This window comes from Agarivorans sp. QJM3NY_30, assembly GCF_050870855.2.
Taxonomy (GTDB): Bacteria; Pseudomonadota; Gammaproteobacteria; order Enterobacterales; family Celerinatantimonadaceae; genus Agarivorans.
Genome location: NZ_CP194038.2, coordinates 2,230,716 through 2,242,408, shown reverse-complemented (window position 1 = coordinate 2,242,408; position 11,693 = coordinate 2,230,716). Strand labels below are relative to the sequence as shown.

General features: G+C 42.3%; 9 protein-coding genes and 2 pseudogenes. 2 read left to right on the top strand and 9 right to left on the bottom strand.

What is annotated here, in order from left to right; all coding sequences use genetic code 11:
• Positions 1 to 8: 8 nt before the first annotated feature.
• The 7 genes from nifT to ACRRSX_RS10260 form a co-directional block, all read right to left on the bottom strand.
• Positions 9 to 221, bottom strand: coding sequence for a putative nitrogen fixation protein NifT (nifT, locus tag ACRRSX_RS10290; protein ID WP_432453301.1), 213 nt, complete (start codon positions 219 to 221; stop codon positions 9 to 11).
• Between the two features lie 63 nt (positions 222 to 284).
• The gene (gene nifK, locus ACRRSX_RS10285) at positions 285 to 1,856 is read right to left on the bottom strand and encodes a nitrogenase molybdenum-iron protein subunit beta (protein WP_432453302.1); all 1,572 of its coding nucleotides are present in this window, start codon (positions 1,854 to 1,856) and stop codon (positions 285 to 287) included.
• Positions 1,857 to 1,960: 104 nt separating this feature from the next.
• On the bottom strand, positions 1,961 to 3,418 hold the full coding sequence (gene nifD, locus ACRRSX_RS10280) for a nitrogenase molybdenum-iron protein alpha chain (RefSeq protein WP_432453303.1): 1,458 nt from the start codon (positions 3,416 to 3,418) through the stop codon (positions 1,961 to 1,963).
• A gap of 45 nt (positions 3,419 to 3,463) precedes the next feature.
• Positions 3,464 to 4,342: a nitrogenase iron protein gene (gene nifH / locus ACRRSX_RS10275; RefSeq protein WP_432453304.1), complete on the bottom strand. Its 879-nt coding sequence runs from the start codon at positions 4,340 to 4,342 to the stop codon at positions 3,464 to 3,466.
• Between the two features lie 1,171 nt (positions 4,343 to 5,513).
• Complete coding sequence (locus ACRRSX_RS10270; RefSeq protein WP_432453305.1) at positions 5,514 to 6,599, bottom strand: ABC transporter substrate-binding protein; 1,086 nt, start codon at positions 6,597 to 6,599, stop codon at positions 5,514 to 5,516.
• Between the two features lie 791 nt (positions 6,600 to 7,390).
• Positions 7,391 to 7,903: a hypothetical protein gene (locus ACRRSX_RS10265; RefSeq protein ID WP_432453306.1), complete on the bottom strand. Its 513-nt coding sequence runs from the start codon at positions 7,901 to 7,903 to the stop codon at positions 7,391 to 7,393.
• On the bottom strand, positions 7,893 to 8,156 hold the full coding sequence (locus tag ACRRSX_RS10260; protein ID WP_432453307.1) for a hypothetical protein: 264 nt from the start codon (positions 8,154 to 8,156) through the stop codon (positions 7,893 to 7,895). The genes ACRRSX_RS10265 and ACRRSX_RS10260 overlap by 11 nt, the downstream gene beginning before the upstream one ends.
• A 706-nt stretch (positions 8,157 to 8,862) precedes the next feature.
• On the opposite strand from ACRRSX_RS10260, the pseudogene ACRRSX_RS10255 reads away from it, so the two are divergent.
• Positions 8,863 to 9,096: pseudogene (locus ACRRSX_RS10255) on the top strand (transposase); the annotation flags it as partial.
• Between the two features lie 133 nt (positions 9,097 to 9,229).
• On the opposite strand, the pseudogene ACRRSX_RS10250 reads toward ACRRSX_RS10255, so the two are convergent.
• A pseudogene (locus ACRRSX_RS10250) lies at positions 9,230 to 9,799 on the bottom strand (IS5 family transposase); the annotation flags it as partial.
• A 73-nt stretch (positions 9,800 to 9,872) separates the two neighbouring features.
• Positions 9,873 to 10,199 (bottom strand): winged helix-turn-helix transcriptional regulator, encoded by a 327-nt coding sequence (locus ACRRSX_RS10245; RefSeq protein WP_432453308.1) that lies wholly within the window; start codon positions 10,197 to 10,199, stop codon positions 9,873 to 9,875.
• 154 nt (positions 10,200 to 10,353) lie between these two features.
• Between ACRRSX_RS10245 and ACRRSX_RS10240 the strand changes: the two genes are divergently transcribed.
• Positions 10,354 to 10,923, top strand: coding sequence for an NAD(P)H-dependent oxidoreductase (locus tag ACRRSX_RS10240; protein WP_432453309.1), 570 nt, complete (start codon positions 10,354 to 10,356; stop codon positions 10,921 to 10,923).
• The last annotated feature ends 770 nt before the right edge of the window (positions 10,924 to 11,693 follow it).

Sequence of the window (11,693 nt, the reverse complement as noted above, 5' to 3'; positions counted from 1 at the left end):
ACTAAACATTAGGCTCGACGGGCACGAAAGGTTTTAGGCAAGGTAGGCTCTGGGTTAACGGGTTCTATGTAATATTTACTCCCATCACTGAGTTCGATTTCTCCGCCCCACTGGTCGCTTTGCTCAAACTGTAAATTTTGAATGGGCAGTTCCAGGTCTTTCTTGGCGATATAAGCCTGCAGCGCACCGGAAGCTTCACGGCTAATAATAAGATTTGGCATACTTAGATTCCTTAAGATGGCCGGAGCAGTGCACCGGCCATTGCTTCATACAGATAACGAGGTTTAACGAACCAGATCGAAACCGTAGTCTGTTTTACCCAGCTCTGAAGTGTCTTCATCGAGTTTTGCCAACACTTCGTTGACCAGCGTGGTCAGCATATACATGCCGCCTTCGTAGCCTAAAGTGGTGTTACGATGCAGATGGTGGCGATCAAAAATAGGGAAACCAAGTCGAATCAGGGGTACTTCAAACTCTTCACCCTTGGCTTTGGTATCGCGTTGGATGAATTTGGCGTATGAGTTACCAATCATAAAGTCAGGTTTATTAGTGAACACCAATGAACGGAAATGCCATAGATCTTTACCGACGTGAATTTCAGCATTGGCCGTAGTTGGCGATTGCGCAATCAAGGCTTCCATCTTCTTACGCCAGCGTTTAGCGGCGTTATTACATAAGATGTGTTTAATTTCACAGCCCAATTCCATCAGGAATTTAGTTAAACCCATTAAGTAATCTGGGTCGCCATAGATAGAGAAGCTTACGCCATGTAGCCAAGTATGCGAGTCTGTCATCATGTCTACTAAACGGCCACGCTGGGTCGCCAGTGATTCAGGGATCGCTTTGCCAGTGAGTTCAGAAATCTTCATTAAGAATTCATCGGTCCAATCTAAGCCCATTGGAATATTGAGCGTAGGCACTTCATGCTTCCAAACGCCTTCCACAAACTTCTTGGTTTTTACCAACTGATCGGGTTGCAGCAAAATGGTGGTAATCGCGTTTGGTGCATCTTCTAGCTCAGCCAGCGGTGTACCGCCTGCGTACATACGATATTCGCCATCAGCTGGCGTATCGAGTACTTCCGAAGGATCACTCAATAGACTGTAATTAACATCCATCTGCTGCAGCATGCTATGGATGACTCGGTAGTTTCCTAAGTAGGTTTCAAAGCCGGGAATAAGGTTGATTTTGCCATTACTAGCGACCACCTTATCGTCCATGTTTTTGCCCGTGAAATACTTGGCAAAGCCCTCAAACATGCCATCCCAACCGGTGACATGACTGCCCACAAAACTCGGTGTATGGGCAAATGGGGTTGGCAAGTCTTCTGGGATGTAACCCTCTTTCTTGGCATTACCAATGAAGGCATTCAAGTCATCACCAATAACTTCCGCCATACAGGTAGTAGAAACCGCAATCACCTCTGGCTTGTACAATGCCAAGGAGTTTTGAAGACCGTCGTACATATTTTTTTGGCCGCCAAATACCGCTGCATCTTCGGTCATTGAATCTGACACACAAGCCACTGGCTCTTTAAAGTGACGGTTAAAGTAAGTGCGGAAATAAGCCACACATCCTTGCGAACCATGTACATAAGGGAGGGTTTTTTCGAAACCCAAGGCACATAATACCGAACCAAGTGGTTGGCAGGCCTTTGCGGGATCGATAGTTAAGGTTTTGCGTGAAAAGTTAAGCTCTTGGTACGCTTCAGTGGTGGTCCACTCAAAGACTTCTTTGATCTTCTCGTCACTCACGCCTTCTTCATGATCGGCACGTTTGCGCGCCATCATGTCTTGATATTCTGGCTGCTGAAACAGCGGGTAGCCAGCTTTGATATCGTCTACTGATTGACTCATTTTATATCTCCTTCCGCGCCACTCATCTGTGAACTAACGGATTGAGTTAAACACTCAAGTGCGGTTGCACTCATCCTGACCTTGCTAAGCAAACTAGACTGCGCTTAAGCAGCTGCTTGATTTTCTGTCTTATCCGCCTTCCATGGTGGCGTTAACTTATTCCAACAAGGGTTGTTCAGCGTCATGTCCATGTCGCGGGCGAAGATAGCAAACCCATCGAAGCCATGATAAGGACCGGAATAATCCCAGCTGTGCATTTGACGGAATGGGATCCCCATTTTTTGGAAGATGTATTTTTCTTTCACACCGGCACCAATCAGATCGGGTTTCAGTTTGTCGGCAAATGCTTCTAACTCGTAACCTGTTACGTCATCGTAAATCAAGGTGGCATCTTTCACTTCAGGGACGGTTTTGCTGTAATCATCGTTATGACCAAATTCATAACCCGCACCAACAATTTCCATGCCTAAATCTTCATAGGCACCAATCACGTGACGCGGACGTAAACCACCCACATACAACATAACTTTTTTGCCTTCTAAGCGAGGACGGTACTTGTCGACAACGGCTTGCCATTGCGCTTTGTAACCAGCAATCACTTCTTCAGCCTTGGCCTGAATTTTCTCATCGAACTTGGCCGCAATAGCGCGTAAGGACTCTTCACACTTAGTGGGACCAAATAGGTTGTATTCCATCCATGGCACACCGTATTTTTCTTCCATGTGGCGACAGATGTAGTTCATCGAACGATAACAGTGAACTAGGTTAAGCTTCACCGAAGGGGTATTTTCAAGCTCTGGTAAGGTACCGTCACCCGACCACTGCGCCACGACCCGTAAACCAATTTCTTCCAATAAGATCCGTGAAGACCAGGCATCACCACCAATGTTGTAATCACCAATGATGGCCACATCGTAATCGGTGGTCGCGACTTCTTTACCTTCCGACTTATCCAAGACGTAATCTCGTAAAGTATCGTTGGCGATGTGGTGACCCAGCGACTGACTCACCCCACGGAAACCTTCACAACGCACTGGCACGATGGTTTTACCGATTTCTGCACCTTTGGTTTTAGCAACCGCTTCGATATCATCACCGATCAGCCCGACAGGACATTCTGATTGAATAGAAATCCCGCTCGCTAATGGAAACAACATTTCCACTTCGTCGATCATGGTGGCAAGTTTTTTATCGCCCCCAAACACAATGTCGCGCTCTTGGAAATCAGAGGTAAAGTTCATGGTGCCGAAGCTGTTTACCCCGGTATAACCGGTATAATAGTTACGACGGCCAGCGCGTGAGTATTGGCCACAACCCACAGGACCATGAGAGATATGCACCATATCTTTAATTGGTCCCCACACAACTCCTTTCGAACCCGCGTAAGCACAGCCCCGCGCGGTCATCACCCCTGGCAACGACTTACGGTTAGCGGTAATACAACTACCCGTTCCACTGTCGTTGGCATCGAGGTGCTTTTTACGATCCGCTTTGGCTTTTTCTGGATAAACTTCTAGCACTTCATCAATCAGCGCTTGAGTTTCTGCTTTATTGTTAGACATTGCTGCCTCCTATAGCATCAATAAGATCACTTGGTTGGTGAATGATTAGGCGGTCACTTCTTCAGCAACTTGACCAATGATCGACTCGTCTTCTGCGTCCATGATGCCGAATTCCATAAGCAACTCTTCTAACTCATCCATAGTCACAGGAGTCGGAACGACAAATAACTTGTTGTTGATGATTTTATTGGCGAGGGCGCGATATTCATCGGCTTGATTACATTTAGGGTTGTACTCAATCACGGTCATACGACGAATTTCAGCTTGTTGTACAACGTTGTCACGCGGTACAAAGTGGATCATTTGAGTACCAATTTTGGCCGCAAGCGCTTCAATCAGTTCATCTTCACGGTCACATTTACGTGAGTTACAAATCAGACCCGCTAAACGAACACTACCGGTGGCAGCATATTTACAAATCCCTTTAGAGATGTTGTTTGCGGCATACATCGCCATCATCTCACCCGATACCACGATGTAGATTTCTTGCGCTTTGTTTTCGCGAATAGGCATAGCGAAACCACCACAAACCACGTCACCCAATACGTCGTAGAATACGAAATCGAGATCTTCTTCATAGGCGCCTTCTTCTTCTAAGAAGTTAATCGCAGTAATCACACCACGACCCGCACAACCTACACCTGGCTCAGGACCGCCAGACTCAACACAACGAACACCGCCGTAACCGACTTTAAGTACATCTTCTAATTCGATATCTTCTACAGAACCCGCATCAGCAGCCATTTCCATAATGGTGTTTTGCGCTTTTGCATGTAAAATAAGGCGGGTTGAATCCGCTTTAGGATCACAGCCGATAATCATTACTTTCTTGCCAGCTTCTGCTAAAGCACCTACTAAGTTTTGGGTAGTAGTTGATTTACCAATACCACCTTTTCCGTAAATTGCACATTGACGAATAGCCATAATATTTTCTTCCTTTAGCTTGATAAACGGTTCCCGCAGTAACTATTGCGAATACCGAGCCAACTGGAATAAAAACCATAAGTCGTTGAATAAAAACAAGAATAAATCATCACTAAGAAGTTTTTGTCGCAAGTGCGTGCCACAAAGCCCTCATCAATGTCGCTTACACAACAATCATTGTAAGAATGATTGTGCTTGCGGAGCGACCCCCAACAAATGAATAAATGACTTAGATACAATTAAATCACTCAATATTGAGAAAATGTTCAGGACAAGTAATATAAAATGCAGCTCGATCATGCCACTGGGCTAAATGTCATTATCGAACCTAACCAGCAGCTTCAGCTGCTTAAGTGAACACCACAACAGATTGTGCAATGCTTGCAGCAGTAAACTTAGAGCTGTGGTTCTCGGTTTATCGTGGTTATGGCTTAACTCAATGATATGCGCAAACACATCCCACTAACGATAGGCGACAGCATTAACCGCAATATAAACCGCTAGCGCCTAATATAAGGGGCGGTATCCTCAACCAATAACGGATAGTCGCTCATACTCGATTTTACCCACGTTCTGACAAATCACGACTAAATCCTATAAATGGCTTGCTGCATCATTGCTCACAATAGCGCAAACATGTGTTTGGGGAGTTGGGATGACAGTCTAGTTATTTGTTACCATGATCAACCTTTTCACATCACTAGCCAGTAAGCAATTCCATCTTTACCAATGAAGATAATACGGCTAAGTTTGATATTAGATTGATTGTATGTGTATCAATTTTTTAAAAGTAATGTGTCTGTAGAGCACTTACTTAAATAAGCGTTAGAGGGGAATACACACTCTTAATTTGGCCTATAACATGGTGGCTGGTCAAGCATTGCTTGTCCTAGAATATGCGTCTCTCCCAACTTTTTGTTTAAGCATATTGAGTTATAGTTTTCATCGCGTTGCAATGTTGAATCGCCCCTCGATTCCTCAAAAACGTCTTCACACTCTGGGACTTGCAACCAAGAGTGTTCTTTGTGGTGCTGCGCTCACCAAGCTAGATCGTTTTCTCAATACAAGCTCTACGCTGGAAAAATAAGAAGACGTTTTAAAACAGGAATCGCTGTCTAGCTATCTTGTTAGGGAGTCACTGACTCCCGTATTGTTACTTGTAAATAATCAACTATAAGTGAGTCATAAACGTGCCTTTCGGACGAACAGGTAGGTATTTTTTATAGAAATTTTGGTAATACTCAACTGGGTCTAAATCTTTAAAAACTTCCGGATACATTATCTTGGCGTAATATTGGATCATAGCACCATCCAAAATCGTCCGAACCGCACCGTGATATGCACCATAGATTCGATTGTTTTTCACAGCTGCTAACGTTGTCCAGTCATCGCGATTTTTATAGCCGAGAAGACGTTGCTTCGCTAACTCTTCATCAACTCCTTGTCCCATAACCATCGCTGTTTTATTTGCTCGACCAGATTCATAACCAGTGATAACGACAATGTCTGGGTTAGCGGCAATAATTTGTTCAGGATTGAGTTTTCCCCACCATTCGACATAAGGAGCTGCGATATTATCTGCGCCAGCCATTGTGGAAATAGCACCCCACATGTTTTTACCAAACGTATAACCAATTTCTTCCACGCCGGCACCTCCGTATTCAGTATAAACCTTTGGTTTAGGTAGGTTGGCTTCTTTTAACCTAGCGTTGATCATCTCTACACTTTGCTGGTACTCACTCGAAATTTTGGCTGCGCGCTCTTCCTGGCCAGTAATAACACCTATTAGCTCAGTACTCTTAACATGACGCTCTACGGTTTGGGCATTGTAATCAACAACGATAATCGGGATCCCTACAGACTCGAAGCGTGATACTTCACTCCCCAGCGCTTTATATTGCCACTCGGCTAGCATCAATAGATCAGGGTTTAGTGCTATGACCTTTTCAACAGAGAAAGAGTTGGTATCCACTCGACCCATGTCAGGAATATTTTTTAAAGAAGGACGGTGTTTTACATATAACTCCCAGTTTTCAGTGCGAGTTTCCCACATGTATTTTGCCATCCCAACAACATTATCAAATGCCGCTTCAGTACCTATTGCCATATAGTCTTCTGGATAAAAGCCAACAACTACACGTTGCGCTGGGGCATTAAAAGTGACTTCACGATCAATAACATCCGTGACAGTGGTGAGTTTTGCAAACGAAACCTGACTAAAAATAACTGCGATTAAGCCAAGTAATATTTTGTACATTTTATATGAGTCCTTATCTATTTTGCTAACCGATTAATACTGAACTGCCTTGAAGACTGCGTCACACTATCCACTTGCTAACGATAATGCAAATAAACATCATTTGCATTTGACACAAAATAGGCAATATATTGACAAGAAATTAACATTAAGCAATTGAATATTAAGAAAAAATAAAAAGTACTGCTTCTGGACACTCTATACTTGATGCAACAAGGGGGCTGAAAGCGATCTTTAACTTTATTTGGCTTTCCATTTCTGGTGAAGATTCAGTTCAAATCATGATTATTCACTTACGTTTACCGATGGCGATATTAACTGCAGTTATAGGTGGCGCGTTAGCAGCTAAGAGTTGGGAGTTGGGAGTTGGGAGTTGGGAGTTGGTATAGCAGAGATGCGGACATGACTTCACAACAATTTGGCGAGCCCTTATATATTCTAGCTAGGCATGGCAAGAAATAACAAGATTGTCATTCTAAAGCAGCTCGTTGGGATGACTGTCTGGTTAATTGCATCAAACTGAGTCACCTACTGTGAATTTAGCCGTTAATCGGCATGACAATAACCTGAGGACTAAATGATTTCAGTGGTGTTCACTTCACTAACGTTGTTACTGTCCCTGTAGTTTTTAACATGGATGTCTATGCTCTTCTTTTTGCTCAAATTGAGCACGGCGTAAAGGATAGAGAGTAAAAGCGCAGGCAGTTTAATTGTGGCTTAGTAAGATGTTATTCAACCTATAACCACTTTATGCTTAAAAAATACTCATGCGCTCGCCCTGTTATGGTGCATTAATGAGGGAGGCCCCAAGCACCTTCAATAACGACAAACATATCAAAAGGATACTTTAAAAAATCAATTTTATTTAACTTAGACTGTAATCCTGGTGATAATTGTGAGTACTCTATATTTGGTTGAATAGAAGTTTTAGAAAAAACAAGCTTCCTAATTAAATGTACCTGCTCCTTAATAACAGAAGATTTTTCTAAAGCATTTTGTTCCTCAAGAATAAGTAATGAATTAGCTAAATTAAATATTTCAGGCTGAGTACATTGTAGAAGCGCGTCATCAAGTAACTTCGTTAAACCTTTTGAGGCCTCTTTAGGTAATTTTTTTAGGCGGGCTCTGTCAGTTGATGACAACGTAAAAGATCTCATTTTATTACGACAGCGCTCACTTTTCTCACTATATTTAGTTAAGTTAACCTGGACCAAAAAAGAAGCATATTTAGCTTCCTCTGAAATTTCAGCTATAGAATAGAATGGAAGTGTCAGTAACAATGTGAAAATAATTTTATTTAGCATTATATTTACAACCTAAATATATAGCCTTCCAAAATTTATATTCTTTAGGCTTAGAGATATGAGCTTGACCTTGATTAAATGCAATAAATTCAATTCTTTCTTGTGCTATTTTATCAAAAGCATCAAAGGATTGGTAAAAATACTCCCAATTAGCCATATAAATATTATAGCTTGTTTGATTCGCCTCAGAAATAACAACTTTACCTGAACCATTTAGTACTTCCTTGGCTGTGCCATTAGGAATAGCATTCATAACAGTGGAAACACCTGAACTAGACGCTCCCCTTTTTACACTACCTCCAAAAATAGAATAAATATGGCCATGAATAGAGCGTATCTACCAATCTTTTTCAAGTTGTATATTTGTTTTATTTCCTCAATAGCTTTTAGGCTTTTTTCATCTAATTTTAAATCAATAATGATTGGACACTCTTTCAATTTTAATCCTTTAATAATTGTAAAGTTTAATGTGAATAAATATACGTGATGCAACCCTTTACACCCCAGACATAATGATCCCCTGGTGAAAGTGTCGACCTCCTGCGTTTATCGTGGATTCGTCAAACTAGAGCCACACTGTTAGATGGAAGTCATAACAGAACAGGAGATCGACACGTCTAAATCTAGCACGTTTTTCATTGGACTAGACGTTCACAAAGAAACCACAGATGTCGCTTATTGTATTGATAATTCGAGAGATGAGCCCGTGTTCCATGGCACCATCCCCACCAATATTTACTCTATCAAAAAATTTATCGATAATTCTATCAAAAACATAAATACTTGGCTAGTCATCTTTGTGTAGTTTATGAAGCTGGGCCTTGTGGGTTTTGGCTTTATCGTCATTTAGTTAAGCACGGTATCGCGTCAAACAACGCGTCAGACAAGATACCCCAACTAACGAAACGCTTATTATGGTCTAAACTATCAACAGTGGTTTATTTGGGGGAGTTATCATTATGCCTCAGCCTAGAAAATCGCAAGTAAGCTTGGATGATACGCCTTATTACCACTGTGTTTCCCGCTGTGTACGTCGGGCTTATTTGTGTGGTGAGGATAAGCAAACAGGCAAGAGTTATGACCATCGCCGCCAATGGGTAGAAGACTATTTGCTAAAGCTAGCGGAGGTGTTCGCCATTGATGTGTGCGCCTATGCGGTCATGAGCAATCATACGCATATCGTAAATTATATTAGACACCCATGATTGTGGCGAAGTATTCGCCCCCCATCAACGCTTAAGTAAAGTCTTCGCGTCGAGTGCTTGTTATGGGCCTTGTTGATCAAATCCAAACTCAAGGTGCAGTTATTCTAGGCTCTTACTTTATTTAGCCAGTTACCTGACAAACAGGCATACCTAGCCTAGTCATTTTGTTTAATGCACTGACACTTACCATCATTTCACCCGCTTGGGCGTTGTAATGACGTAAGCTCAACTTATCACTCGTCAGCTGTTTGTAGCGGTACATGGCCGTCTCTGACAGTGAACACTCGTGATAACCCGATTGGGTTTTCCATTCTTCTAGTTGGTCATTTTGCAGGGCTTCAACGGCTTGGTTGCGAGGATGGCCTTCCTCCCAGTAAGCGGCGTTTTGCCTCGGTGGGATCACCGGGGCTATTCTTTTTCGTTCCAATACCCCATAGCAGCGTTTAGTGTCATAATCCCCATCCGCCGAGACTTTTCGAATTTTGCGACGAAGTGGGTTTAGCTGTGTGGGTAAGGCTTCGCACTCATGCACTGAATCGAGTGATGCCACCATGCTCACTATTTCATGCGTATCAGTATCAACGGCAAGGTGGAGTTTACGCCATACTCGGCGCTTTTCTTTGCCGTGCTTACGCACCTTCCATTCTCCTTCACCAAACACCTTTAAACCCATTGAATCAATCACGATGTGCCTAAAGGTTATATAGGTTAAGTGCCGCGAAAAGGTGTTATTATTGATTTTGTTTTTAGAATGGGTGTCTAGTTTATTTCTTCAAATGTTGAACGCCCCATGCATGTAGCGCTTCTATTATGGGAGTCAGGGATTTTCCGTAGGTCGTTATTGAGTATTCAACTTTTGGGGGAACTTCTGCGTATATCTTTCTCGAAATCAGATTGTCGGCTTCTAGTTCTCTTAGCTGTTTTGTTAGCATTCGTTGTGTAATTTCTGGCATTAAACGGCGTAATTCATTAAAACGGATCGTTTCTGAAAGTAGATGGTAAAGTACTATCCCTTTCCATTTTCCGCCAATAACTTCTAACGTGGCTTCAACTGGACAACCATTATTGCAGTCATAGTCGCTGTGACTCATGATAACTCTCCCTTAGTATACAAAATGATACTACATACCAAAAATGTGCGTACTTACTTTGAATTTCTACTTAGTTTACTCTTCAGGTGTCTGAGCAACAATATTGGTAGCAATGAGATGCTACGTATATGTTTAATAAATTAAGGGATAAGTTATGAAGGTTTTAATTGCACTTGCGCATCCGGATGTAAATGAACAATCAATCGCTAATAAAATTATTATAGAGAGGCTGGTTGATAGAGATAATATTGAAGTAAGAGATCTTTATAGAATGTATCCTGACTTTAACATTAACGTCGATGCGGAGCAAAAAGCACTGTTAGGAGCTGACATAGTTATTTTTCAATACCCATTTCATTGGTATAGCATGCCTGGAATGCTGAAAGAGTGGTTAGATAGAGTATTTTTGCATGGTTTTGCTCACGGAGATACTGGTGATAAATTAAAAGGAAAATCGTTTATGATCTCGACGACAATTGGTGGTCCTGATCAGAGTTACTCAGAGGGGGGGCTCAATAGCTTTACTGTTGAAGAGTTTCTAAAGCCATTACAACAGATGGCTAAGCGTTGCGGAATGATATATCACCCACCAATTGTTTCCCACAACATGGTTTACATTCCAGATAGTTACGGTGATAAATTGGAAGTTGAACAACGTGCCGTTGCTCATGCGAACAAACTGGTGGAGTTTATAAATAGTTTAGATTTTCGTCAGTGTAACTAATCATATTTAGTTTTTATAGTATTATATGTATGCAAAAACCGAATCGGGTAGCCGTAGGTATCTAGCCTCCAGCCCCCACTACACCCTGCATGCGGCTCCGCACAGGGCGTTTCCTGAAAATGTTTAAAATACAACGGTCGATTCGCGCCTTTGCATTCCAATGACGGCTTCTGATTTTGTGCCACTGTTTCTAAGTCCGATCGGATATAGAACGAGTGAGCAGCACTGGCTCCTCATTGATTTTCAGGTTCAGGTCTTCACTATGTCCCAACCACTACACAATAAAACGGTATTGGGACTCTTTATCTAAAAAAACCGTCTGCTTAAATCGCCATGGAGTCAGTTAATCATTCACTATGCCACTACAGCTCCCCCACTCTTTATTTATAAGAAGTAGAACATGCACTTTCTCTTTTTTCTGCACTGCTGCATTATTTACGGTGACCGTTAGATCACTTGGCTACGTTGTCTTGTGCCAACTCGCCTCCAGCCTACGCCTCGTATAATGTTCTTGTTCATCAGCTCGCCCTCTCTTTAAATAAAAAGTCGTCCGGCTTGCTTCAAACATTCCCTCACGGTAATGCCCTTGCCATTCGCAAGTCCTTAGCGTTTAATAATGAAAGAGTTACTAAACGGTGACCTTCCTACAGAGGACTTTCACATCATTCGTTCATGCCCCTGCCGGGCGTACACAAATTACTCAAGTCGACAGCGAACGCTCGGCATTTTAGGTTTAGTCTATGGTTAAGGTGGCTTTGCTTGAGTTCTAT

Bases quoted from the DNA above. Each gene is read 5' to 3' on its own strand.
- nifT (WP_432453301.1), bottom strand. From the start codon at position 221: ATGCCAAATCTTATTATTAGCCGTGAAGCTTCCGGTGCGCTGCAGGCT.
- nifK (WP_432453302.1), bottom strand. From the start codon at position 1,856: ATGAGTCAATCAGTAGACGATATCAAAGCTGGCTACCCGCTGTTTCAG.
- nifD (WP_432453303.1), bottom strand. From the start codon at position 3,418: ATGTCTAACAATAAAGCAGAAACTCAAGCGCTGATTGATGAAGTGCTA.
- nifH (WP_432453304.1), bottom strand. From the start codon at position 4,342: ATGGCTATTCGTCAATGTGCAATTTACGGAAAAGGTGGTATTGGTAAA.
- ACRRSX_RS10270 (WP_432453305.1), bottom strand. From the start codon at position 6,599: ATGTACAAAATATTACTTGGCTTAATCGCAGTTATTTTTAGTCAGGTT.
- ACRRSX_RS10265 (WP_432453306.1), bottom strand. From the start codon at position 7,903: ATGCTAAATAAAATTATTTTCACATTGTTACTGACACTTCCATTCTAT.
- ACRRSX_RS10260 (WP_432453307.1), bottom strand. From the start codon at position 8,156: ATGAATGCTATTCCTAATGGCACAGCCAAGGAAGTACTAAATGGTTCA.
- ACRRSX_RS10245 (WP_432453308.1), bottom strand. From the start codon at position 10,199: ATGAGTCACAGCGACTATGACTGCAATAATGGTTGTCCAGTTGAAGCC.
- ACRRSX_RS10240 (WP_432453309.1), top strand. From the start codon at position 10,354: ATGAAGGTTTTAATTGCACTTGCGCATCCGGATGTAAATGAACAATCA.